Raw genomic sequence first — 25,870 nt, forward strand, 5'->3', positions numbered from 1 at the left:
GCCTCTACTTACGTTGGTCATCTACCGTTACGCCTTGCGGCGGGGTGAAGGTAAATTTCGCTGCATCCACAACGCCATTCTGCTGGGACTTTAACTGATAACTGCTGCGCTGATCGTCCTGCTCCACCGCACTGAACTGATGGATCGTACCATCACGCCCCACATTAATGGTGAATTGCTTCAGATTGCCATTGCTGGTTTTCGGCGTGAGGATAAAGTCATCACCATTCTGTTTGATGTTGTACTGCTGCCAGTCGCTGGACTGGTTGCGGGCAATCAGCATAAACGGCGTATTACCGGTAGCATCTTTCAGCCAGGTTGCCGTAGCCTGCTCAACGAACGGGTTATAGAACCACAGTGTTTTACCGTCAGAAACCAAAATGCTTTCATCAGGTTGAGTCATATGCCAGTTGAACAAGTTAGGACGTTTCACCCACAGATCGCCCTGACCTTCCTGTACTGCAGCGCCGCTACCGTCAGTCACTTTTTGCGTGAAGCTGGCATGGAAGCTGCTGACTTTATCCAGGCGGCTTTTCAGATCGCTTGCGGCATCAGCCCAAACGCTGCTCGCCACAAAGCTTGAGAGTAATACACAGGTGATGGCAATTTTTTTCATCATGGTTCCTCAAATTACGTCACTCCCAAACGGGAGTTCCCTCTACTCTCTATTCCAGGCTAATAATCAGCTTGAGGAAAGAAGAAAATACTGAATTTTCAGTTGATAGTGTGCCGGATGCGACGCTATCGCGTCTTATCCGGCCTACAATGCCCTAATCAGTCAAACGGCGGTGGAGCCAGCACTTCACGATTACCGTTGTGACCCTGTTCGCTGACGATCCCCTGCGCTTCCATCTGTTCGATAATACGCGCCGCACGGTTATAACCAATGCGGAACTGACGCTGTACGCCTGAAATTGACGCTTTGCGTTTTTCAGTGACGAACTGCACCGCCTGATCGAACAACGGATCCAGCTCTTCTGCGCCATCGAAACCACCGGCTCCACCTTCACTTTCACTGTCGGAAGTGATGCCATCGACATACTGCGGACGACCACGCGCTTTCCAGTCCTGCACCACGGCATGAACTTCCTGATCGCGAACAAAGGCACCATGAACACGTACCGGCATGGTGGAGTTCGGCCCGGAGTAGAGCATATCGCCCATTCCCAGTAACGATTCGGCACCAGCCTGATCAAGAATGGTACGCGAGTCAATCTTACTGGATACCGTAAAGGCGATACGAGTTGGAATATTCGCTTTAATCAGACCAGTAATAACATCAACTGATGGGCGTTGCGTTGCCAGTACGAGGTGGATTCCTGCGGCACGGGCTTTTTGCGCCAGACGTGCAATCAGCTCTTCCACTTTTTTACCCACCGTCATCATCAGGTCGGCAAATTCGTCCACCAGAACAACAATATAAGGCTCTTTTTTCAGCACCGGATGCTGAGCATCCATACTGTCGCCCGGTTTCCAGTACGGGTCTGGTATTGGGCGCATCATACGGTCAGCTTCAGCAATTTTTTCGTTATAACCCGCCAGGTTACGTACACCCAAAGCCGACATCAGTTTATATCGACGCTCCATTTCGTTGACGCACCAGCGTAAAGCGTTGGCAGCATCTTTCATGTCGGTCACGACTTCCGTTAACAGGTGCGGGATACCTTCATAAACTGAAAGCTCGAGCATTTTCGGATCGATCATAATGAAACGCACATCTTCCGGCTGCGCTTTATAGAGCATACTCAGAATCATGGCGTTCACACCGACAGACTTACCGGAACCGGTAGTCCCCGCAACCAACAAGTGCGGCATTTTTGCCAGATCGGCAACGACCGGATCGCCAGCGATATCTTTACCCAGCACTATCGTTAATGGCGATGGGTTATCGCGGAACTTAGCGTTGTCCAGCACTTCGCGCAGGTAAACGGTTTGGCGTTTTTTGTTAGGTAACTCCAGACCTACGTAAGGTTTACCCGGAATAACTTCAACGACACGAACCGCCACAGTTGATAGCGAACGGGCCAGGTCACGTGACAAGTTAGAAATACGCGCAGCTTTTACGCCCGGTGCCAGGTTCAGCTCAAAGCGAGTGATAACTGGCCCCGGAGAATAGTTGACGACATCGGCTTTAATGCGGAAGTCAGCCAGGCGCGCCTCTACCAGACGCGCCATTTGTTCAAGCGCAAAGGTATCTACGGGTTCCACTTCGCTCGGCGGCGGCGTCAGCAAATCCAGAGAAGGCAACGGCGTCGTCGGTTTGTGTAACGGACGACTGTCGCCATTGCGCATTAACAGCGGATGAAGCAGGGTATCCTGCGGCTGTGGTGCCGTCGGTTGATGCGGCTGCTGATACTGCGGCTGCGGCGCTACCGGTTGTTGCGGCTGTTGATAGTGCTGCTGTGGCGCTACCGGTTGTTGCGGCTGCTGATACTGCGGCTGTGGCGCTACCGGTTGCTGCGGCTGCTGATAGTGCTGCTGCGGTGCTACCGGTTGCTGCGGCTGTTGATACTGCGGCTGCGGCACTACCGATCGCTGCGGCTGTTGATATTGCGGCTGCGGCACGACTGGTTGCTGCGGCTGTTGAACAGGTTCAACAATTGGCGTAAACAGCGGCTCGTGTGGACCATCATCCACTAACGCTTTCATCGGTGAAAATTCGAAATCATCCAGCGAGAACGGATTCGCCCCAGTCGGTTGTTCACCGGAATAACGCTGCTGCTGAGTCTGGGCAAACTGACGAGCCAGCTCAGCCTCTGCCGCAGCATCTGCATCTTCTGCGTTTACGGGCACATCATGTTGATACTGTTCGCCATAGCGTTGCTGCTGTGTCTGGGCGAACTGACGTGCCAGTTCATCCTGCTGCATCGCATCGATTTCATCATCGTTATACTGCCCGCCAGCATCGTACTGGTTGCGCTGCGCTTCACGAGCCTTCTCTTCCGCCGCTCTCTGCGATGGCAGCTTAATGCCATATGACGCCAGTTCACGACGTGTTGGTACGCGGATACGCTTCGGTCGAGGTAACTGCGGGCCAATGCCCTCTTTCACTTGCGGACGCGGCGCACCGCTATTTGCCAGGCTGAAAACAGGCGCAGCAACCGTCGCTGCGGCTCCCGTCGCCAGGGTCGCTTTTTTCACGCCCGATGCCAGCGGTGAAACAGCGGCAGCGGCTTCTACTGGAGGTACTGCTGCAACAGAAGGTGCTTTCAGCGAAGATTTGATCGGTTCTGGTTCCTTAACCGGTTCAGGAATTGGTTGATACCAGGCCGCAAGTTGTTCACGTTCACGGGCACGCTTCTCTTCCACTTCTTCAAAATAGTAAAGCGGCGGACGCGCAGGCTTTGTCTCTTCTACAACAGGCTCCGGTGTCGCGACAGGCTGCTGTTCAACAGGTTGCGGCTGTTGGTACAACGGCTCCTGAACGGCTGGCTGCGGGTAAGTTTGCTCCGCCTGGTATGTAGGCTGTGGAGCAAAAGTGGATTGCGTCTCTTCGGCTTGCCAGGCGTTACCTGCCACCGGCTGTTCCGGTGCAGATGTATAATACGGCTGTTGAACCGGTTGTTCCGCTGCAGGCGTATAGTATGACTGCTGTGGCGGTACAGGCTGTTGCAGCGGCTCATTATATTGCACCGCAGGCTGCGCATATTGTGGCTGCTGTGGGTAACCTTCCGCTGCAGGAGTAATAACCGGCTCGCCCGTTTGCGGCCCCGGTACAGGCTGCCAAGCTACAGTAGGTTGCGCAGGTGGAACATTAACAGAGGCAACAGGCGGCGTCTGAGTAACAGGTTCAACCGGCGCGGCCCAGCTTTGCGTCGCCGTGGTTGCAGCCGCTGCGGCAGCGACAGGCTCGGTAATCGGCGCACCATTTAATAAAGGATCGTATTCGTCATATTCTGGCTGCGTTGCACGATTGCCCGAAAACAGGACGTCATCAGGATCGGCCGCTACTCCGCGCGCAGTGTAGGTAACATCTTCTTCATCATCCATTCGCTTGCCGGAGAACAACGCAGCGTCCGTTTGTCGCCCCATCGGATTAATGAATTTTTCCGCCAGGCGTTTACGACGCGCTAACGCGCCACGAAGAATACGAGCACGGCGCGATTCATGCTGTTTACCGTGGTTTTCATCTTCGTACTCTTCGTCATCGTCATACTCATCTTCATCGACCCAGGTATCATCGCGACGGGTACGATTACTGGCGAAGGTGAGAATGTTTAAAATCCAGCCGCCCAGTTTTTCGGCAATAGTCACCCAGGACCAGCCGGTAAACAGCGTCAGGCCCGCTGCCCAGACGCAAAGCAGCGCAATTGTTCCCCCACTGCTGTGTAGCAGAGGCTGCAACGTGGTGCTTAATAAGCTACCGATTACGCCACCGGAGGCAAAATACCAGATATCGTCGGCGTTAATGGCTGCTAGACCACAGGAGGTAAGGATGAGCGCCAGCACGCCAATAATACGTAGCGAAACGGCAAAATAATCAATGTATTCGTCGCTGGTCTGATGACGCCACGCAAACCAACAGCCACCGACAATGATGACGGGGATGGTGTAAGCCATCACGCCAAAAATGAAGAACAGGGTATCGGCCAGCCACGCACCAGGTGCCCCGCCTAAATTATGGATAGGCTCATGCCAGGCCGTTTGCGACCAGCTAGGATCCGAAGGGTTAAAACTCAATAAAGCTGCCATCAACCAGACGGCAAACAGGACAATAAGAATCAGCAACGCCTCCAGAAGTCGGCGCCCGCTGCTTAACTTTGTCAATGTGACTTCTTTGTCTTCAGTGTATTCCTGGCTCAAGAAAGGCTCTCCAGGTTACAGGCTTTTCCTGCCCGATGCTAAAACGGACAACAGTACCAGGTTACCCCAGTACTGTTGCTGTATGGATTAACAGGAGTGTAATCAAAATACGCCGATTTTGCACCTGTTCCGTGTTAGCGCGTCTTAATAACCAGACGATTACTCTGCTTGACTTCTTCCATAACAACGTATGTCCGTGTGTCATTGACGCCAGGCAGACGCAGCAGAGTTTCCCCCAGCAGCTTACGGTAAGCTGACATATCCGGCACGCGTGTTTTCAACAGGTAGTCGAAATCACCAGATACTAAATGACACTCCTGAATTTCTTCAAGTTTTTGTACAGCGGTATTGAATTGTTCAAACACATCCGGAGCACCACGATTCAGAGTAATCTCAACGAATACCAGAAGTGATGCATCCAGATAATGCGGGTTCAGCAGTGCCGTATAGCCCTGGATAAACCCTTGTCTTTCCAGCCGACGCACGCGCTCAAGGCATGGCGTTGGGGAAAGTCCCACACGTTTAGAAAGCTCGACGTTAGAAATACGCCCATCCTTTTGCAACTCATTAAGAATGTTACGATCGATACGGTCGAGATCTTTGCCAGGGCGCTTCTTGCTATCTACCATTATTATTGTCTCTCTGTATTCCTTCCCTACTCCTGTCTGACCCTGAAAACATCACTGTTCAGAGTCGCTACCCGTCACGATAGACCGAAATCATTAAGATTCACGGCGCGCAATGCCTGGGTCTACGGTGAGAAGACCGTTGCCTGGAGGCCGCTATCGACATCACGAATGGCGTCTGTCCACGCCATGCGTAGATTTCACTAGCACGGTAAACATGGTATTTACATGCATGATTATGCGCATATAAGAATACTGTTTTTTTCTTCCTCGAATGTTTTCGCAAAACACCAGGTGATTGTCAAAGCAAAACATCGTTTTTTAGTACAACATGCCAGTTATTCATTAACAGTCGCGTTTAATCATCATTTAATCGGCTTATAAACCGAAAAAATTAAGTAGCAGGCGTGATAATGACCGAAGAATTTGACACGCTTATCGCTTCTGACGATTGCACAAATCGTTAACAAAATCGTCATACTCTTTTTTTACGTCTGTAAATTCCCTACAATCCTGCCCATTGTCTGCCAACAACTATGGGGATCTCATGGGCACGACCAAACACAGTAAACTGCTTATCCTGGGTTCAGGCCCGGCGGGATATACCGCTGCTGTCTACGCGGCGCGCGCCAACCTGCAACCCGTGCTGATTACCGGCATGGAAAAAGGCGGCCAACTGACCACCACCACGGAAGTGGAAAACTGGCCAGGCGATCCAAACGATCTGACCGGTCCGTTATTAATGGAACGCATGCATGAACATGCCACCAAATTTGAAACTGAAATCATCTTTGATCACATCAACAAAGTGGATTTGCAGAATCGTCCGTTCCGTCTGTCTGGCGACAGCGGCGAGTACACCTGCGATGCGCTGATTATTGCTACCGGAGCTTCTGCACGCTATCTCGGCCTGCCCTCTGAAGAAGCCTTTAAAGGACGTGGGGTTTCTGCCTGTGCGACCTGCGATGGATTCTTCTACCGTAATCAGAAGGTTGCGGTTATCGGCGGCGGTAATACCGCTGTTGAAGAGGCATTGTATCTGTCTAACATTGCTTCTGAAGTACACCTGATTCACCGCCGCGATACTTTCCGCGCAGAAAAAATTCTGATTAAGCGTCTGATGGATAAAGTGGAGAACGGCAACATCATTCTGCACACCAACCGTACGCTGGAAGAAGTGACCGGCGATCAGATGGGCGTCACTGGCGTTCGTCTTCGCGATACGCAAAACAGCGATAACATCGAGTCACTCGACGTTGCCGGTCTGTTTGTTGCTATCGGCCACAGCCCGAATACCGCCATTTTCGAAGGGCAACTGGAACTGGAAAACGGCTACATCAAAGTACAATCGGGTATTCATGGTAATGCCACCCAGACCAGCATTCCGGGCGTCTTTGCCGCAGGTGACGTGATGGATCATATTTATCGCCAGGCTATTACTTCCGCCGGTACAGGCTGCATGGCGGCACTGGATGCTGAACGCTACCTCGACGGTTTAGCTGACGCAAAATAATTTTACAAATCAGTAACAAAAGTAAAGAAGGCGACACCATGCGACTATGGGTCGCCTTTATTATTCCTCCGTTGTAACATTGCCCTGCAAAAAATTCTGATAACTCACCTGCTAAGCGTGCAATGAATAAATCCCGTCAAAAAGAGTTAACCCGCTGGTTAAAACAGCAAAGCGTCATCTCCCAACGTTGGCTGAATATTTCTCGTCTGTTGGGCTTTGTGAGTGGCATATTGATAATTGCCCAAGCCTGGTTCATGGCGCGTATTCTGCAGCACATGATTATGGAGAACATCCCCCGTGAAGCCCTGCTGCTGCCCTTTACGTTACTGGTTCTGACCTTTGTATTGCGCGCATGGGTGGTCTGGTTGCGCGAACGGGTGGGGTATCACGCCGGGCAGCATATCCGTTTTGCCATCCGCCGCCAGGTTCTCGACCGTTTGCAGCAAGCAGGACCGGCGTGGATTCAGGGCAAACCTGCGGGGAGTTGGGCGACGCTGGTACTCGAGCAAATTGACGATATGCATGATTACTATGCTCGCTACCTGCCACAAATGGCGCTGGCGGTGTCAGTGCCGCTGCTGATTGTGGTAGCAATATTCCCTTCTAACTGGGCTGCGGCGCTTATTCTGCTGGGCACTGCGCCGTTAATCCCGTTGTTTATGGCGTTAGTTGGAATGGGCGCCGCCGATGCTAACCGACGTAACTTTCTCGCACTTGCTCGCTTAAGTGGGCATTTCCTCGATCGCCTGCGCGGCATGGAAACGCTGCGTATTTTTGGTCGTGGTGAAGCTGAAATTGAAAGCATTCGTTCTGCTTCTGAAGATTTCCGTCAACGGACAATGGAAGTGTTGCGACTGGCATTTTTATCCTCCGGCATTCTGGAATTCTTTACCTCGCTGTCAATTGCTCTGGTGGCGGTGTACTTTGGTTTTTCCTATCTCGGCGAGCTGGATTTTGGTCACTATGATACTGGCGTGACGCTGGCTGCGGGTTTTCTGGCGCTGATCCTTGCGCCGGAGTTTTTCCAGCCATTGCGCGATCTTGGTACGTTTTATCATGCTAAAGCCCAGGCTGTTGGCGCGGCTGACAGTCTGAAAACGTTTATGGAAACCCCGCTCGCCCATCCGCAGCGCGGTGAGACGGAATTAGCATCAACCGATCCGGTGACCATTGAGGCCGAGGATCTGTTTATCACATCGCCGGAAGGTAAAACGCTGGCCGGACCGCTGAACTTTACTTTGCCAGCAGGCCAACGAGCTGTATTGGTTGGCCGTAGCGGTTCAGGTAAAAGCTCACTGTTGAATGCACTTTCCGGTTTCCTCTCATATCAGGGATCGCTACGGGTCAACGGTATCGAATTGCGCGATTTATCACCGGAATCATGGCGCAAACATCTCTCCTGGGTTGGGCAGAATCCACAACTACCAGCAGCAACACTACGGGACAATGTGCTACTGGCGCGACCTGATGCCAGCGAACAAGAGTTACAAACAGCACTGGATAACGCATGGGTCAGTGAGTTTCTACCGCTCCTGCCACAAGGAGTTGATACGCCTGTTGGCGACCAGGCTGCCCGCCTTTCCGTAGGTCAGGCGCAGCGCGTGGCGGTGGCGCGTGCATTACTGCATCCCTGTTCGCTATTACTGTTGGATGAACCCGCTGCCAGCCTGGATGCACACAGCGAACAGCGCGTAATGGAGGCGCTGAATGCCGCCTCGCTACGCCAGACTACGTTAATGGTCACCCACCAGTTAGAAGATCTTGCTGACTGGGATGTCATTTGGGTAATGCAGGATGGTCAGATTGTCGAGCAAGGACGTTACGCGGAATTAAGCGTGGCTAACGGTCCTTTCGCTACATTGCTGGCCCATCGTCAGGAGGAGATTTAAATGCGCGCTTTGCTACCCTATCTGGCTCTGTATAAACGTCATAAATGGATGTTAAGCCTTGGTATTGTGCTGGCGATTATTACTCTGCTCGCCAGTATCGGTCTGTTGACACTTTCCGGCTGGTTCCTCTCCGCCTCTGCGGTTGCGGGCGTTGCAGGACTGTACAGCTTCAACTATATGCTCCCCGCCGCAGGGGTGCGTGGCGCAGCAATCACCCGTACCGCAGGGCGTTATTTTGAACGTCTGGTGAGTCATGACGCGACTTTCCGCGTATTGCAGCATCTGCGCATTTACACATTCAGTAAACTTTTGCCGCTCTCCCCTGCCGGGCTTGCGCGCTATCGTCAGGGCGAATTGCTCAACCGCGTCGTGGCGGATGTTGATACGCTCGATCATCTTTATTTGCGCGTTATCTCACCGCTGGTGGGCGCTTTTGTGGTGATTATGGTGGTGACAATCGGGTTAAGTTTCCTTGATTTCACCCTCGCCTTCACGCTGGGCGGCATTATGTTGCTGACGTTGTTCCTGATGCCTCCGCTATTTTATCGTGCTGGTAAAAGCACAGGGCATAATCTGACTCATCTTCGCGGGCAGTATCGCCAGCAACTGACCGCCTGGCTGCAAGGGCAAGCTGAACTGACCATTTTTGGTGCCAGCGATCGTTATCGCACGCAGTTAGAGAATACTGAAATTCAGTGGCTGGAAGCGCAACGCCGTCAATCTGAACTGACCGCTTTATCGCAAGCGATAATGCTGCTAATTGGTGCGTTAGCGGTGATCCTGATGCTGTGGATGGCGTCTGGCGGCGTTGGCGGCAATGCTCAACCCGGCGCGTTAATTGCCTTGTTTGTCTTCTGTGCGTTAGCTGCGTTTGAGGCTCTGGCGCCGGTGACAGGTGCATTTCAGCATCTGGGGCAAGTCATTGCCTCTGCAGTACGGATCACTGACTTAACGGATCAAAAACCAGAAGTCACCTTCCCTGATACCCAAACCCATGTTGCCGATCAGGTTTCCCTGACGTTACGTGATGTTCAGTTCACTTATCCTGAGCAATCACAGCAAGCTCTTAAAGAGATTTCCCTTCAGGCAAACGCCGGAGAACATATTGCGATTCTCGGTCGAACGGGATGCGGCAAGTCGACACTATTACAACTGCTGACCCGCGCATGGGATCCGCAACAGGGCGAGATTTTGCTTAACGGTAGCCCTATAGCCAGCCTGAATGAAACGGCTCTGCGTAAGGCCATCAGCGTTGTGCCACAGCGTGTACATCTGTTTAGCGCAACGCTGCGAGATAATCTGTTACTTGCAGCACCAGGCAGCTGTGATGAGGCTCTGGCGGAGATCTTGCGCCGCGTCGGTCTGGAGAAGCTGCTTGAAGACGCAGGACTCAACAGTTGGCTGGGTGAAGGTGGACGCCAACTCTCCGGTGGCGAACTGCGCCGTCTGGCTATCGCCCGTGCGCTATTACACGATGCGCCGCTGGTATTGCTGGACGAACCAACCGAAGGCCTGGATGCCACAACTGAAAGTCAGATCCTTGAATTACTTGCAGAAATGATGCACGAGAAAACGGTATTAATGGTTACACATCGACTTCGCGGACTCTCTCGTTTCCAACAAATAATTGTGATGGACAACGGACAAATTATTGAGCAAGGTACTCATGCAGAACTGCTTGCCAGACAGGGGCGTTATTACCAGTTTAAGCAGGGTTTGTAAGCTATTATTGAACGATCCGACTTGCGTAGTGGAGTTTTGCGGTCATGCGCCTGGTTCAGCTTTCTCGCCATTCAATAGCCTTCCCTTCCCCGGAAGGCGCATTACGTGAGCCTAACGGCTTGCTGGCGCTGGGGGGCGATCTAAGCCCTGCGCGTCTGTTGATGGCTTATCAACGCGGTATTTTTCCGTGGTTTTCTCCTGGCGACCCTATTCTGTGGTGGTCGCCCGACCCTCGCGCGGTATTATGGCCAGAATCACTGCATATTAGTCGCAGTATGAAACGTTTTCATAGACGCTCGCCCTATCGTGTCACGATGAATTACGCATTTGGTCAGGTTATTGAAGGTTGTGCCAGCGATCGCGAAGAAGGAACCTGGATCACGCGCGACGTGGTTGAAGCTTACTACCGCCTGCACGAGCTGGGTCATGCCCACTCTATTGAAGTCTGGCGTGAAGACGAGCTTGTCGGCGGCATATATGGCGTGGCGCAGGGAACGTTATTTTGTGGTGAGTCGATGTTCAGCCGCATGGAAAATGCGTCCAAAACGGCGCTCCTGGTATTCTGCGAAGAATTTATCTATCACGGTGGCAAATTAATCGATTGTCAGGTGCTTAATGATCACACAGCTTCGCTTGGCGCCTGCGAAATTCCCCGCAGGGATTACCTCAATTATCTTAATCAAATGCGCCCGGAACGATTGCCGAATAACTTCTGGGTGCCACGGCAATTGTTTTCGCCTCAGAAATGAATGTTTTCGGCACATTTCTCTCCAGAGTGTTATAATTGCGGTCGCAGAGTTGGTTACGCTCATTACTCCGCTGCCGATAAGGAATTTTTCGCGTCAGGTAACGCCCATCGTTTATCTCACCGCTCCCTTATACGTTGCGCTTTTGGTGCGGCTTAGCCGTGTGTTTTCGGAGTTATGTGCCAAACCTGTTTGTTGCGATTTAGCGCGCAAATCTTTACTTATTTACAGAACTTCGGCATTATCTTGCCGGTTCAAATTACGGTAGTGATACCCCAGAGGATTAGATGGCCAAAGAAGACAATATTGAAATGCAAGGCACCGTTCTTGAAACGTTGCCTAACACCATGTTCCGCGTAGAGTTAGAAAACGGTCACGTGGTTACTGCACACATCTCCGGTAAAATGCGCAAAAACTACATCCGCATCCTGACGGGCGACAAAGTGACTGTTGAACTGACCCCGTACGACCTGAGCAAAGGCCGCATTGTCTTCCGTAGTCGCTGATTGTTTTACCGCCTGATGGGCGAAGAGAAAGAACGAGTAAAAGGTCGGTTTAGCCGGCCTTTTTATTTTGTGATATGTATGAAATACTTTGGAAGTATAAATCCATAACTTGTCTCGATGTAGATATACTGCACAACTTGTTTACAGTATGAGCAAACAATAATTATCATTAAAATTCTTCTTGACCGTTTTACTCCAACTCCCTATAGTAGCGCCCCGTTGCCCCCCATGAGGTCAGGCAACAAAACAATTTGGTGAGGTGTCCGAGTGGCTGAAGGAGCACGCCTGGAAAGTGTGTATACGGCAACGTATCGGGGGTTCGAATCCCCCCCTCACCGCCATATTTAAAGAAGAGCTCGTACGAAAGTACGAGCTTTTTTTGTATTTTAGCTGCCTGTACGGCAGTGAACGGTATACGCAGTAATGAATGCAGACATCTTCTTTTCTAAGCTGCCTGTACGGCAGTGAACTCAAATACTACACGTTTAGCCCGTTGTTAATAAAGTAAAACTATCTAATTTCCCTGCTGCTATCCTTTTTTATCCTTACCTTCCAGCAGCATTAATTATCAATAAGTTACAGTAACCATAAAAATTAGGGTTACAACCGCCCTCACCTCACAAAGAAAAAAGTCCGTAACCCCATACAGGATTACGGACTTTATCAACCTACTTAAAAGGCTTTACAACATCAGATTAATGCGCTGCTTCCGCCTTGTGCTTTTGCGCACTCTGGAACCCGTAGGTCAGCTCATTTTTCTCTTTATCCAGTGCAACGGTGACCTGACCGCCGTCCACCAACGAGCCAAACAGCAGTTCGTTAGCGAGCGGTTTTTTCAGGTTGTCCTGAATGACGCGTGCCATCGGACGTGCACCCATTGCCCGGTCATAACCTTTCTCAGCCAGCCAGTTACGCGCTTCCTGACTCACTTCCAGAGAAACACCTTTCTGATCCAGTTGAACCTGCAACTCAACAATAAATTTATCCACCACCTGATGGATCACGTCAGTTGACAGATGATCGAACCAGATAATGTTGTCGAGACGGTTACGGAATTCCGGCGTAAAGATCTTCTTGATCTCTTCCATCGCGTCGGTGCTGTTATCCTGGTGGATAAGGCCAATGGATTTACGCTCGGTTTCACGTACCCCGGCGTTGGTGGTCATTACCAGCACCACGTTACGGAAGTCTGCCTTGCGTCCGTTGTTATCGGTCAGCGTGCCGTTGTCCATCACCTGCAACAGAATGTTGAACACGTCCGGATGCGCTTTCTCGATTTCGTCCAGCAGCAGTACCGCGTGTGGATGTTTGATCACCGCATCGGTCAGCAGACCACCCTGATCAAAACCAACGTACCCCGGAGGCGCTCCAATCAGGCGGCTAACCGTATGACGTTCCATATACTCGGACATATCAAAACGCAGAAGCTCAATGCCCAAAGCTTTCGAAAGCTGTACCGTCACCTCGGTTTTCCCGACCCCGGTTGGACCGGCAAACAGGAATGAACCGACAGGTTTATGTTCATGACCCAAACCCGCACGCGCCATCTTGATGGCTTCGGTAAGCGCCTCAATGGCTTTATCCTGACCGAAGACCAGCATTTTCAGGCGATCGCCGAGGTTTCTCAGCGTATCGCGGTCACTCTGAGAAACGCTCTTCTCTGGAATACGTGCAATACGAGCCACCACGGATTCAATATCCGCCACATTGACCGTTTTCTTGCGCTTGCTTACCGGCATCAGGCGTGCACGAGCGCCCGCTTCGTCGATAACGTCAATCGCTTTATCCGGCAGATGACGATCGTTTATGTATTTCACCGCCAGCTCTACCGCCGCACGCACCGCTTTCGCGGTATAACGCACGTCGTGGTGCGCTTCATACTTCGGTTTCAGGCCGTTGATGATTTGAACAGTTTCTTCGATCGACGGTTCAGTAATATCAATTTTCTGGAAGCGACGCGCCAGAGCACGGTCTTTCTCGAAAATGTTGCTGAACTCCTGATACGTCGTCGAACCAATCACGCGAATTTTACCGCTGGAGAGCAACGGCTTGATCAGGTTAGCTGCATCCACCTGACCGCCAGAGGCTGCACCTGCGCCGATGATGGTGTGGATCTCATCAATAAACAGGATGCTGTTTGTATCCTGCTCAAGTTGTTTAAGCAATGCTTTGAAACGTTTTTCAAAGTCGCCGCGATATTTGGTGCCCGCTAACAGTGAACCGATATCGAGGGAGTAAATCGTACAGTCAGCCATCACTTCCGGTACATCGCCCTGAACAATACGCCAGGCAAGACCTTCCGCAATCGCGGTTTTACCGACGCCAGACTCCCCGACCAGCAGCGGGTTGTTTTTACGGCGGCGACAGAGAACCTGAATGGCGCGCTCCAGTTCCTTCTCACGACCAATCAGCGGGTCGATTCCTCCCACGCGTGCAAGCTGGTTCAGGTTAGTCGTGAAATTCTCCATATGGTCCTCCCCACCAGCTTGTTCTTCACTGCTCGGCTGGTTTCCGGGTTCAGAAGACTGAGATGGCTCGTCTTTACGCGTGCCATGAGAAATAAAGTTCACCACATCGAGACGGCTGACTTCATGTTTGCGCAACAGATACGCCGCCTGTGACTCCTGTTCGCTAAAGATAGCAACCAGAACATTCGCACCGGTAACCTCACTGCGACCGGAGGACTGAACATGGAAGACCGCACGTTGCAGTACCCGCTGAAAACTCAGCGTCGGCTGCGTGTCGCGCTCCTCTTCACTGGCAGGCAGAACGGGTGTGGTTTGTTCAATAAAGGCTTCCAGTTCCTGACGGAGCGCCACCAGATCCACGGAACATGCTTCCAGCGCCTCCCGAGCAGACGGATTACTGAGCAATGCCAGTAACAAGTGCTCGACGGTCATAAACTCATGACGGTGCTCGCGCGCTCTGGCGAAAGCCATGTTTAAACTGAGTTCCAGTTCTTGATTGAGCATAGGCACCTCCCCCAATTTTTATGCCTGCATTCAGGCTTTTTCCAGCGTACACAGCAATGGATGCTCGTTCTCCCTCGCGTACTTGTTCACCATCGCCACTTTGGTTTCTGCAACCTCGGCGGTAAAGACTCCGCAAATGGCCTTCCCCTGGTAGTGAACAGCGAGCATCAATTGCGTTGCACGTTCTACATCATAAGAAAAGAATTTTTGTAACACGTCAATAACAAACTCCATCGGAGTGTAATCATCATTGACTAATATCACTTTATACATAGATGGCGGTTTTAGCGCGTCACGCACTTTTTCTTTCGCCAGTTGATCAAAGTCCAGCCAGTCGTTCGTTTTACCCATTGTCAGTTATCATCTTCGGTTACGGTTATCGGCAGAACGCTCTGCCGCTGACAAGAGCTTATTTGCCTGACCAATCTACTCCACATAATAGATAAGTATCATCTATCGTTGGCATCAGCGACATCAGTCACATTACTGTCAATAGCGTTAACTGCTTCAAATTTTTGATGCATACCTACCCCCTGGCCCCTGTCAAACGCTTGACGACTCGCCCTATTTCTCTAAATTGTATTTCTAGAGTTGGCGAGGTTTTGAACTGCCCCCTCTCTGACCCCGGTTTATTCCATCTTACTTGTATAAGATTTGCGAAGGATGTCGAAGCATGGAAAAGGGTACTGTTAAGTGGTTCAACAATGCCAAAGGGTTTGGTTTCATCTGCCCTGAAGGCGGCGGCGAAGATATTTTCGCTCATTATTCCACCATCCAGATGGATGGTTACAGAACGCTAAAAGCTGGGCAATCCGTTCAGTTTGATGTCCACCAGGGGCCAAAAGGCAATCATGCCAGTGTTATTGTGCCCGTCGAAGTAGAAGCGGCAGTCGCATAGCTCTTCTGTCTCATTGTGTACATCCTACAGGCAAAATGCCAGCCCGATCGGCTGGCATTTTTATCTCAAATACTACTCTCGCGCCAGAGCATCCACTGGATCCAGCCGTGCCGCATTTCTCGCAGGCAACCAGCCGAATAAAATCCCGGTAATGGTCGAGCAAAGAAACGCCAGCAGCAGCGCCAACGGAGAAAAGCCAATTTCCCAGCCGGGTAAAAAAAGCTGCAAGGTGAAAGCGATTAACAGCGAAAGAGAGATCCCCAACGCACCGCCCACCAGACAAACCAGCACGGCTTCGATCAGAAACTGTTGCAGTACATCGCTGGCTCGCGCCCCTACAGCCATGCGAATGCCAATTTCCCGCGTTCGCTCGGTCACTGACACCAGCATAATGTTCATTACACCAATGCCTCCGACCACCAGCGAAATCACCGCTACCAGCGTCAGAAACAGTTGTAGAGTACGTGTGGTCTTTTCAACGGTTTTCAAGACGCCGTCCATGTTCCAGGTGAAGAAATCCTTTTTGCCGTGACGCAGCGACAACAAACGCGTCAGTTGCTGTTCCGCCTCGGCGCTGTCAAAGCCTTCTTTCACTCTTACGGTAATTGAGTTAAGCCACGACTGTCCCATAACTCGCCCGGACATCGTGCTGTAAGGCAACCACACGCGCAGCACTTTACTACTACCAAACATCGACTGTTTTTCTTCCGCCACGCCGATGACCCTCGCTGGCATATTACCAACCAGAATCACCTCGCTAACCACATCCGCTTTATGCGGGAAAAGCTGACGGCGGGTATTACTGTCGAGAACGACGACCTGCGCGCGACCGTTAAGTTGCTCCTGATTAAAGGTATTCCCTTCGCTGAAGGTCATGCCATAGACATTGAAATAATCGCCGCTCACGCCGTTGGCACTGGCAGCAACATCAACATTGTTATAACGCAGGCGCAGGTTTTGCGAGACAGCGGGGGTGGCAGAGGCGACCCACGGTTGTTTTTGAATAGCGATTAAATCGTCGTATTTTAGCGCCTGTTGATATTGCGGATCGTCATCGCCAAAATCTTTCCCGGGATAGACATCAATAGTATTCGTACCAATAGAACGAATATCCGCCAGCACCATTTGTTTGGCGGCATCGCCCACTACGACAATAGAAACCACCGACGCAATACCGATAATAATCCCCAGCATGGTCAGTAAGGTACGCATTTTATTCGCTGCCAGCGCCCGCCACGCCATCGTCAGCGCCTCGTTAAAACCGCTGACAAACTGCCGCCAGCCAGACACCGTTTTGACTACAGGCTCCGTCCCGCCAGCAACATTCTCCTTTTCAATAGCGGGCGGATTGCGCACGATTTCGCCGTCGCGAATTTCGATCACCCGCTCGGCCTGAGCCGCGACCTGCGGATCGTGGGTGACGATAATCACCGTGTGCCCGCGATCGCGCAACTGATGCAGGATCGCCATGACCTCTTCGCCAGAATGGCTGTCCAGTGCGCCTGTCGGTTCATCGGCAAGTATTACCTGACCGCCGTTCATCAATGCCCGCGCGATACTGACGCGCTGTTGCTGACCACCCGAAAGCTGTGCCGGGTAATACTCTGTACGGTCTTCCAGCCCCAGTCGTTGCAGCAACTCCTGGGCACGCAGCAGTCGCTGTTTTCGCTCAAGACCGGCATAGACGGCGGGAACTTCAACGTTCTGCTCGGCGGTTAAATGCGAAAGCAAATGGTAACGCTGGAAAATAAAGCCGAAATGCTCGCGGCGCAGTTGCGCCAGCGCATCGGCGTCCAGTGTGGCAACATCCTGACCGGCTACGCGATAGGTGCCGCTGGTGGCCTTATCCAGGCAGCCGAGAATATTCATCAGGGTCGATTTACCGGAACCCGAAGCGCCGACAATCGCCACCATCTCACCGGCATAAATATCAAGGCTGATGCCCTTCAGCACTTCGACCTGCTCATCCCCAGCGGGATAGCTGCGGCGAATATCCTTCAATTCGAGCAAAGGCGTCATTGCGCAGCTCCTGGTTTGGCCTCACCAATCACCACTTCATCGCCCGCTTCCAGCCCTTTGACAATCTCAACATCGGTATCGTTACGTGCGCCAATCGTCACTTCACGCTCGCGTGTTTCACCGTTACGTAACAATTTGACCTTATAACGATTATCGCCAACCGGATCACCTAACGCTGACAGAGGGATCGTCAGCACGTTTTTCACATCGGTGAGCTGGATATGCACCTGCGCCGTCATATCCAGCCGCAGCAAACCATTGGGGTTTGGCACTTCAAAGCGGGCATAGTAGAAAATGGCATCGTTAACCTTTTCCGGCGTCGGTAGCACGTCTTTAATCTGCCCTTCGTAGCGCGTCAGCGGATCGCCAAGCACCGTAAACCAGGCTTTTTGCCCCGGCTTCAGGTGGATAACATCCGCTTCAGAAACCTGCGCTTTTACCAGCATAGTGCTCATATCTGCCAGCGTCAGAATGTTCGGTGCTTGTTGTGCGGCAATCACCGTCTGACCTTGCAGAGTGGTGATTTGCGTGACTTCCCCGGCCATTGGAGCCACGATGCGGGTGTAATCGAGATTAGTTTTAGCTGTGTCGAGAGAGGCCTGATTGCGCTTGATTTGCGCGTCAATAGTGCCGATTTGCGCCTGTTTCACAGCCATCTCCGTCGCGGCGGTGTCGAGATCCTGTTGTGAAACCGCCTGCGTTTGCGCCAGACGTTGTTGACGTGAATACGTCACCCGCGCCAGTTTCAGCTCCGCTTCCGCCTGCTGCCGCTGCGCGCGCAGCTCCATCAGTGTGGCTTCCACTTCCTTGATCTGGTTTTCTGCCTGTTCAGGATCAATAACCCCTAAAAGCTGATCTTTTTTAACTTTATCGCCAATCGCCACCGACAGCGTTTTCAACTGACCGCTGACCTGCGCGCCCACGTCAACCTTACGCAGCGCGTCCAGCTTTCCGGTCGCCAGTACGCTTTGCTGCAAATCACCGGGGCGCACAATTAGTGTCTGATAAGTCGGCACGGGCGCGTTGAGAATTCTCCATAACGCAATCAGCCCGGCGATGACTATCACCAGCGCAATAACGTAACGTTTCTTCACGGTTCTCCGATTTTTCATAAATATTCTGAATACTCCATATGCCAATCCGGGTCATCAACTTCAACGAAATATCAACAAAACCCTAAAATTTACGTTAGTAATCACACTATTGATGTTTGGTTAAGATACGCAATGGTGAAATCGGCGTCATGTATAACCATTGATTTCATGAATATGTCGCAGCTAACTGAACGGTCCTTTACGCCATCTGAATCTCTCAGCAGCCTGTCTCTTTTTCTTAGTCTGGCACGCGGACAGTGTCGACCAGGTAAATTCTGGCACCGACGTAGCTTTCGTCAGAAATTTTTGCTGCGCTCGTTGATTATGCCGCGCTTAAGCGTTGAGTGGATGAACGAACTATCCCACTGGCCTAATCTCAATACGCTGTTAACACGCCAGCCGCGACTGCCTGTTCGTCTGCATCGCCCTTACCTTGCCGCCAATCTTAACCGTAAGCAATTACTCGAGGCGCTACGTTACCATTATGCATTGCTGCGTGCGTGTATGTCGGCAGAAGAATTCAGCTTATATTTGAATACCCCCGGCCTGCAACTGGCGAAGCTGGAAGGCAAAAACGGCGAGCAGTTCACGCTTGAGCTGACCATGATGATCTCAATGGATAAAGAAGGTGACAGCACAATCCTGTTCCGTAATAGTGAGGGTATTCCTCTGGCGGAGATCACTTTTACCCTGTGTGAATATCAGGGGAAAAGAACGATGTTTATTGGCGGACTGCAAGGTGCGAAATGGGAAATTCCGCATCAGGAAATCCAGAATGCGACGAAAGCCTGTCACGGGCTATTTCCAAAACGCCTCGTGATGGAAGCGGCCTGCCTGTTTGCCCAACGTTTACAGGTAGAGCAGATCATTGCCGTCAGTAATGAAACGCATATTTACCGCAGCCTGCGTTATCGCGATAAAGAAGGCAAGATCCATGCTGATTACAACGCTTTCTGGGAATCGGTTGGCGGCATATGTGATGCTGAACACCATTACCGCCTTCCGGCACAGATAGCACGAAAAGAGATTGCCGAAATCGCCAGTAAAAAACGAGCTGAATACCGTCGGCGCTATGAGATGCTCGACGCCATTCAGCCACAGATGACAACAATGTTTCGCGGTTAATCTGCCCGACCGCGCGCCAGCCACAGCACGCGTGAAAACATTTTTTTCAGCAGCGTCGGCACGGACTCCACCCCACGACGTCCGGCCTCCATTGCCACTTCAATGGCGAGATCGGGTTTGGAAGAGCGATGGATCGCCTTCGAGATAATTTTGCGCAGATTCATCGGCACGTTTTCCGGGATTTGCGCCACACGATGGAACACATCGGAAAACCCCTGGCGATACATAAAATGTTCCATATCCAGCGCCGGTAACGCCGTTAAATGTTCTCGTTCAGCTTCCCGATCGTTATTCAGCAGGCTGCGCACCGTAGCGGCATATTTCTTCCCGGCTTCATCGCCATCGACCAGCACATGCCATTCAATCCCCATCCGCCGGGCAAATTTGACCAGCGGTTTTAGCCCGGACTGGGCAAATTCAATGACCTTAATCCCTTCGGCATCGAAATGATGCCCGCATTGACGCGCCAGTTCGTTAATAACCCAGGTTTCTGTTTCCCCTTCCACCAGCAGCCAGCAACGGGCAAACAGCGATGACGGACGGTTAAAACGAATATGAAAGGAGATGCGTCGGCTGTCTTCGGTACTCAAGCCACTCGGCCCCAGACGCCAGGCGGCAACGCGAGAAGATTCACGCACCAGGCGGCAAACATGTTCTACCGGCGTTAACGAAAGCAGTTCGCCAGAGTTGGTGGTAGCAATACGCTGCAATGGCAGAAGATTCAGCAGATGCCAGGCAACTGAAAGCATAATGGGGTGTAAACGGGTTTCTGGATCTTCTATCAGCAATAATGGACGGGCGTCTTTATCCAGCCGCAATGTCCCTTTTGCCTGCAATAAAGTGGCAAACAGGCCGAGCAAAATAACCCGATACGAACGACCTCCGGGCCGATCAATCATCCGGTTGATGATATCCAGATAGCGCCAGCTTCGTTGTTCATTGCTGGCTCGCCGCCGCATTAAACGATATCTCGCCTGTCCGGCTCCCTGCTCGGAGAAATAATGCTCAAGCAATTGCACCATTGCCGAAAGTCCCTGCCGAATCTGCCCATCAGAGAGATTTTGTGGATGCGAGGATAACTCACGGGCGAGAAAATCGAGCTGGCGTGCGGTGACTTCCACATTGGGGACATTTGGCACCGTGCCACTACGAATACGGCGCATAAAGCGGGCATCACGCAAGCGCAGCACTGGCATTAAACGCACCAGATGGCGTGCCTGATCGTTAATATCCTCGACATCAATTGGATGTCCGTCTTTATCGAGAAAACTGCGGAGTGTCATTACGCTGCCGTCTTCCGCACTCTCCCCTTCCAGGCGATAAAAAATACGGTGATAACCATCGGCGCACGGCGTCCAGCACGCTTCCAGCGGACGATAGCGGCGCACCCGATGCCGGCCTGGCAGCGATTCACGGAAGGTCAAAATGATATGCAGATGATGTTCCCGCCCATTGATATCTCCCGTCGGAAACCAGAAATCGTCGCGCTCAAAATGGTAGAGATCTGACTCTGGCGATAACAGCAGGGTTAAGGCATCCAGCAAACTGGATTTACCCCACGCGTTCTCCCCAATCAGGACATTGTTTTGTTCCAGCATCAATGACAATCGGTTAATGCCGCGAAAACCCACAATTTCAACGCGCTCAAGAATCATATCCCCTCCAGAAATATGTTATTTATCTTTTACTCCGGCAGTATAACGAGAAAGGCCGTGGCAATACGTGATGTCATCACAATTAAGCATGGCAAATGTCTGAAAAATGAGCGAATAATTGTGTTATATCCCCTCTTAACGATCCCCCTGAAAAAACAACGAAATCAAATAATTACATTATGAATTATTTTTATTACCTCCAAAGGCTTAATTCAGTTGTTTGCACTACAATGTCAATCAGGCAAATGACTATATGAGGGAACTGACTATTGCCCTAAATCAAAATTACTGGATTTATTTATCTGGCGAATGAGTCGCCTTCGTTTTTAAAATACCCACGCATTATTTCTGTCGTCACTTTTTTACGACGACCCTATAAAACGACCATATTTTTCACAGGGTCAATTTTTAATTGAGGTGGATATGTTCAGAAAATTAGCAGCTGAATGTTTTGGTACTTTCTGGCTTGTATTTGGTGGCTGCGGTAGCGCGGTGCTGGCAGCAGCGTTCCCGGAATTAGGCATTGGTTTTGCTGGTGTCGCGCTGGCTTTTGGTCTGACCGTACTGACCATGGCCTTCGCTGTTGGTCATATTTCTGGTGGTCATTTTAACCCGGCTGTCACTATTGGTTTATGGGCAGGCGGTCGTTTCCCGGCAAAAGAAGTCGTTGGCTATGTGATTGCCCAGGTTGTCGGCGGTATTGTTGCGGCGGCACTGCTGTATTTAATTGCCAGCGGCAAAGCTGGATTTGACGCGGCAGCCAGCGGTTTTGCTTCTAACGGTTATGGCGAGCATTCACCGGGCGGTTATTCCATGCTTTCTGCACTGGTGGTTGAACTGGTACTGAGTGCGGGTTTCCTGCTGGTGATCCACGGTGCAACTGACAAATACGCTCCGGCGGGTTTTGCACCCATTGCCATTGGTCTGGCATTAACGCTGATTCACTTAATCAGTATTCCGGTAACTAACACTTCCGTTAACCCGGCGCGCAGTACTGCGGTTGCCATCTTCCAGGGCGGTTGGGCACTAGAACAACTGTGGTTCTTCTGGGTGGTGCCAATTGTCGGCGGTATTATCGGTGGTCTGATTTACCGTACTCTGCTGGAAAAACGTAATTAATTAACGCAGAAGGCCTGGCGCAATGTCAGGCCTTTTTTAAATATATTGATTCATCTTCCTGTTGCGCTCCTTGATGTGTTAAGCCACATATAGTCACTGGCGCAGGGAGCGCGCAGGGGGCGGCCAATCGCCGCCGCCCCCTGCACCCCCGGGCTCTGGCGAACAAAATCGCCGCTGCGCGGTGCCCTCGACTTATCCCTTGCGGCTACCGGGTCGGGCGCGAGGTAACATCCCTGTAAAACGCGCCCTCAGCCCACATCCATGTGGGCTGCCCCGGCCTTCAGGGAACGCCTCGGCGATTTTGACGCCACCAACACCGGTGCGGTTTGTAATTAAAGCGCAAGAATATCTTTAAATGAAAATGAATACCCTACCGATCCTTATGCATAACATTTCCTTTTAATTGCAACTTTACTCGTCCTTCCGCTTTCAGTAGTGTGTCATCGCGCATTTCGACTTCTTCTTTGCAAGGACTGAGTTTTCATGTTTTCTGGGCTGTTAATCATTCTGGTTCCCCTGATTGTGGGTTACCTCATTCCGCTTCGCCAAAAAGCTGCGTTAAAACGCATTAATCAGCTATTAAGCTGGATGGTCTATCTCATTCTCTTTTTTATGGGCATCAGTCTGGCGTTCCTTGATAATCTCGCCAGTAATTTGCTGGCGATACTGCATTATTCCGCCGTCAGCATTACCATTATTTTACTCTGCAATATTATTGCGTTGTTGTGGCTGGAGCGCGGTCTGCCGTGGCGTAATCACCACCAGCAAGAAAAACTTCCGTCACGTATTGCGATGGCGCTGGAGTCGCTAAAACTGTGCGGCGTAGTCGTAATTGGTTTTGCCATTGGCCTTAGCGGATTAGGTTTCTTACAACATGCTACTGAAGCCAGCGAATACACATTAATTCTGTTACTTTTCCTCGTCGGTATTCAGCTACGCAATAATGGCATGACCTTAAAGCAGATTGTCCTTAATCGCCGGGGAATGATTGTCGCTATGGTGGTGGTTGCCAGTTCTTTAATTGGTGGCTTAATTAATGCCTTTATTCTTGATCTCCCCATCAATACCGCGCTGGCAATGGCCTCCGGTTTCGGCTGGTATTCTCTTTCCGGTATTTTGTTGACTGAATCTTTTGGCCCGGTAATCGGGAGCGCGGCGTTTTTTAATGATCTGGCACGTGAGCTGATCGCCATTATGTTAATCCCCGGCCTTATCCGTCGCAGTCGCTCAACGGCACTGGGTTTGTGCGGTGCCACATCAATGGATTTCACCCTGCCCGTGCTTCAGCGGACAGGCGGGCTGGAGATGGTTCCAGCGGCGATTGTTCACGGTTTTATTCTTAGTCTGTTAGTGCCAATTCTGATCGCCCTTTTCTCTGCGTAATACCTCTCTGGCGGTAGATCCCTGCCGCCAAAATTGCGCTAAATCAATCTCCCTTAAAGTTGCATGAAAAACCCCTTTTATCCCGTCTTGAAGAGTCTTAACCTTAAACATGTATATTAAATATAACTTTAAAAGGTGTAATCATGTTTTGTGTGCAATGTGAACAAACTATCCGTACTCCGGCAGGAAACGGCTGCTCATACGCGCAGGGGATGTGTGGTAAAACGGCGGAAACCTCTGACCTTCAGGATTTACTCATCGCGGCGCTGCAAGGGCTTTCTGCCTGGGCAGTAAAAGCGCGTGAATACGGCATCATCAACCACGACGTTGACAGCTTCGCGCCACGCGCATTTTTCTCAACCCTGACCAACGTTAACTTCGATTCTCCGCGTATTGTCGGCTACGCCCGTGAAGCGATTGCCCTGCGCGAGGCGCTGAAAGCACAATGCCTGGCTGTAGATGCCAACGCCCACGTCGATAACCCGATGGCGGACTTACAACTGGTGAGCGACGATCTCGGCGAACTGCAACGTCAGGCGGCAGAATTTACCCCGAACAAAGATAAAGCGGCGATTGGCGAAAACATTCTCGGCCTGCGTCTGCTCTGCCTGTATGGCCTGAAAGGTGCGGCGGCCTATATGGAACACGCACACGTTCTCGGTCAATATGACAACGATATTTACGCCCAGTACCATAAAATCATGGCATGGCTGGGAACCTGGCCTTCCGATATGAACGCACTTCTCGAATGTTCAATGGAAATCGGCCAGATGAACTTCAAAGTGATGAGCATTCTGGATGCAGGCGAAACCGGTAAATACGGTCACCCGACGCCAACTCAGGTCAACGTGAAAGCGACGGCGGGTAAATGCATCCTGATTTCCGGTCACGATCTCAAAGATCTCTACAACCTGCTGGAACAGACCGAAGGCACGGGCGTTAACGTCTACACCCACGGCGAAATGCTGCCAGCGCATGGCTATCCGGAACTGCGTAAATTCAAACATCTGGTCGGTAACTACGGCAGCGGCTGGCAGAATCAACAAGTTGAGTTCGCTCGCTTCCCTGGTCCCATCGTGATGACCTCTAACTGCATCATCGACCCAACCGTCGGCGCTTATGACGATCGTATCTGGACCCGCAGCATTGTTGGCTGGCCGGGCGTGCGTCATCTGGATGGCGAAGATTTCTCTGCGGTTATCGCCCAGGCGCAACAAATGGCGGGCTTCCCGTACAGCGAAATTCCGCACCTGATCACCGTTGGTTTTGGTCGCCAGACGCTGCTTGGCGCGGCGGATACGCTGATTGATCTGGTGAGCCGCGAAAAACTGCGTCATATCTTCCTGCTTGGCGGCTGTGACGGCGCGCGCGGCGAACGTCACTACTTCACTGATTTCGCCACTAGCGTGCCGGATGACTGCCTGATCCTGACTCTCGCCTGTGGTAAATATCGCTTTAACAAACTGGAGTTTGGCGATATCGAAGGCCTGCCGCGTCTGGTGGATGCCGGTCAGTGTAACGATGCTTATTCAGCGATTATTCTGGCGGTAACGCTGGCAGAAAAACTGGGCTGCGGTGTCAACGATCTGCCGTTGTCGCTGGTGCTCTCCTGGTTTGAACAGAAAGCGATTGTCATTCTGCTGACGCTGCTTTCTCTGGGCGTGAAAAATATCGTCACCGGCCCGACTGCACCCGGCTTCCTGACCCCAGATCTGCTGGCGGTGCTGAACGAGAAATTCGGCCTGCGTTCTATCACCACTGTTGAAGAAGACATGAAGCAACTGTTGAGCGCGTAAGGAG

19 protein-coding genes and 1 tRNA gene are annotated in these 25,870 nt (G+C 51.5%); 11 read left to right on the forward strand and 9 right to left on the reverse strand.

All coding sequences use genetic code 11. The features are described from left to right. Nucleotides 1-4: 4 nt before the first annotated feature. The 3 genes from lolA to lrp all read right to left on the reverse strand — a co-directional run bounded on the left by lolA (nt 5) and on the right by lrp (nt 5,432). Nucleotides 5-616, reverse strand: coding sequence for an outer membrane lipoprotein chaperone LolA (gene lolA, locus HEN21_RS08475; RefSeq protein ID WP_010352066.1), 612 nt, complete (start codon nt 614-616; stop codon nt 5-7). Nucleotides 617-774: 158 nt separating this feature from the next. Next, nucleotides 775-4,803: a DNA translocase FtsK gene (gene ftsK / locus HEN21_RS08480; protein WP_107164583.1), complete on the reverse strand. Its 4,029-nt coding sequence runs from the start codon at nt 4,801-4,803 to the stop codon at nt 775-777. A gap of 134 nt (nt 4,804-4,937) precedes the next feature. Continuing rightward, nucleotides 4,938-5,432 (reverse strand): leucine-responsive transcriptional regulator Lrp, encoded by a 495-nt coding sequence (gene lrp / locus HEN21_RS08485; RefSeq protein WP_000228473.1) that lies wholly within the window; start codon nt 5,430-5,432, stop codon nt 4,938-4,940. A 544-nt stretch (nt 5,433-5,976) separates the two neighbouring features. On the opposite strand from lrp, the gene trxB reads away from it, so the two are divergent. From trxB to HEN21_RS08515, 6 genes are all read left to right on the forward strand, one after another. Further along, complete coding sequence (gene trxB, locus HEN21_RS08490) at nt 5,977-6,942, forward strand: thioredoxin-disulfide reductase (protein WP_000537426.1); 966 nt, start codon at nt 5,977-5,979, stop codon at nt 6,940-6,942. Nucleotides 6,943-7,064: 122 nt separating this feature from the next. Then, a complete protein-coding gene (cydD, locus tag HEN21_RS08495) occupies nt 7,065-8,831 on the forward strand; it encodes a heme ABC transporter permease/ATP-binding protein CydD (protein ID WP_016231648.1) in 1,767 nt (588 codons plus the stop codon). Then, entirely contained in the window at nt 8,832-10,553 is a 1,722-nt protein-coding gene (gene cydC / locus HEN21_RS08500; RefSeq protein ID WP_016231647.1) for a heme ABC transporter ATP-binding protein/permease CydC, read from the forward strand. A 44-nt stretch (nt 10,554-10,597) separates the two neighbouring features. Continuing rightward, nucleotides 10,598-11,302: a leucyl/phenylalanyl-tRNA--protein transferase gene (aat, locus tag HEN21_RS08505; protein ID WP_016158981.1), complete on the forward strand. Its 705-nt coding sequence runs from the start codon at nt 10,598-10,600 to the stop codon at nt 11,300-11,302. Between the two features lie 284 nt (nt 11,303-11,586). Next, on the forward strand, nt 11,587-11,805 hold the full coding sequence (infA, locus tag HEN21_RS08510; protein WP_001040187.1) for a translation initiation factor IF-1: 219 nt from the start codon (nt 11,587-11,589) through the stop codon (nt 11,803-11,805). Between the two features lie 253 nt (nt 11,806-12,058). Beyond that, nucleotides 12,059-12,146: transfer RNA gene (locus HEN21_RS08515), tRNA-Ser, on the forward strand. A gap of 354 nt (nt 12,147-12,500) precedes the next feature. On the opposite strand, the gene clpA is transcribed toward HEN21_RS08515, so the two are convergent. From clpA to HEN21_RS23030, 3 genes are all read right to left on the reverse strand, one after another. Then, the gene (clpA, locus tag HEN21_RS08520) at nt 12,501-14,777 is read right to left on the reverse strand and encodes an ATP-dependent Clp protease ATP-binding subunit ClpA (RefSeq protein ID WP_176252379.1); all 2,277 of its coding nucleotides are present in this window, start codon (nt 14,775-14,777) and stop codon (nt 12,501-12,503) included. Between the two features lie 30 nt (nt 14,778-14,807). After that, nucleotides 14,808-15,128, reverse strand: coding sequence for an ATP-dependent Clp protease adapter ClpS (clpS, locus tag HEN21_RS08525; RefSeq protein WP_000520784.1), 321 nt, complete (start codon nt 15,126-15,128; stop codon nt 14,808-14,810). A gap of 98 nt (nt 15,129-15,226) precedes the next feature. Further along, nucleotides 15,227-15,301 carry a hypothetical protein gene (locus HEN21_RS23030; RefSeq protein WP_212741843.1) on the reverse strand — a complete coding sequence of 25 codons (75 nt, stop codon included), beginning with the start codon at nt 15,299-15,301 and terminating at the stop codon, nt 15,227-15,229. A 149-nt stretch (nt 15,302-15,450) separates the two neighbouring features. On the opposite strand from HEN21_RS23030, the gene cspD reads away from it, so the two are divergent. Next, nucleotides 15,451-15,675: a cold shock-like protein CspD gene (gene cspD, locus HEN21_RS08530; RefSeq protein WP_000410785.1), complete on the forward strand. Its 225-nt coding sequence runs from the start codon at nt 15,451-15,453 to the stop codon at nt 15,673-15,675. Nucleotides 15,676-15,747: 72 nt separating this feature from the next. Here cspD and macB read toward each other — a convergent pair whose 3' ends face one another. Together macB and macA are read right to left on the reverse strand one after the other, a co-directional pair. Continuing rightward, nucleotides 15,748-17,694 (reverse strand): macrolide ABC transporter ATP-binding protein/permease MacB, encoded by a 1,947-nt coding sequence (macB, locus tag HEN21_RS08535; protein ID WP_176252378.1) that lies wholly within the window; start codon nt 17,692-17,694, stop codon nt 15,748-15,750. Beyond that, nucleotides 17,691-18,806, reverse strand: coding sequence for a macrolide transporter subunit MacA (gene macA, locus HEN21_RS08540; RefSeq protein WP_000797455.1), 1,116 nt, complete (start codon nt 18,804-18,806; stop codon nt 17,691-17,693). Before macA ends, macB begins: the two co-directional genes overlap by 4 nt. Nucleotides 18,807-18,956: 150 nt before the next feature. On the opposite strand from macA, the gene HEN21_RS08545 reads away from it, so the two are divergent. Beyond that, on the forward strand, nt 18,957-19,913 hold the full coding sequence (locus HEN21_RS08545; protein ID WP_016231646.1) for a VirK/YbjX family protein: 957 nt from the start codon (nt 18,957-18,959) through the stop codon (nt 19,911-19,913). Here HEN21_RS08545 and HEN21_RS08550 read toward each other — a convergent pair. Beyond that, nucleotides 19,910-21,568 (reverse strand): ATP-dependent endonuclease, encoded by a 1,659-nt coding sequence (locus HEN21_RS08550; RefSeq protein ID WP_000599824.1) that lies wholly within the window; start codon nt 21,566-21,568, stop codon nt 19,910-19,912. The genes HEN21_RS08545 and HEN21_RS08550 overlap by 4 nt on opposite strands. 423 nt (nt 21,569-21,991) lie before the next feature. On the opposite strand from HEN21_RS08550, the gene aqpZ reads away from it, so the two are divergent. From aqpZ to hcp, 3 genes are all read left to right on the forward strand, one after another. Then, nucleotides 21,992-22,687: an aquaporin Z gene (aqpZ, locus tag HEN21_RS08555; RefSeq protein ID WP_105286641.1), complete on the forward strand. Its 696-nt coding sequence runs from the start codon at nt 21,992-21,994 to the stop codon at nt 22,685-22,687. Nucleotides 22,688-23,170: 483 nt separating this feature from the next. After that, the gene (gene lysO, locus HEN21_RS08560) at nt 23,171-24,070 is read left to right on the forward strand and encodes an L-lysine exporter LysO (RefSeq protein ID WP_105285203.1); all 900 of its coding nucleotides are present in this window, start codon (nt 23,171-23,173) and stop codon (nt 24,068-24,070) included. A gap of 143 nt (nt 24,071-24,213) precedes the next feature. After that, the gene (gene hcp / locus HEN21_RS08565) at nt 24,214-25,866 is read left to right on the forward strand and encodes a hydroxylamine reductase (RefSeq protein ID WP_000458802.1); all 1,653 of its coding nucleotides are present in this window, start codon (nt 24,214-24,216) and stop codon (nt 25,864-25,866) included. Nucleotides 25,867-25,870 lie beyond the last annotated feature (4 nt).

The sequence above is a fragment of the Escherichia sp. 93.1518 genome, from assembly GCF_013368915.2.
Classification (GTDB): Bacteria; Pseudomonadota; Gammaproteobacteria; order Enterobacterales; family Enterobacteriaceae; genus Escherichia; species Escherichia ruysiae.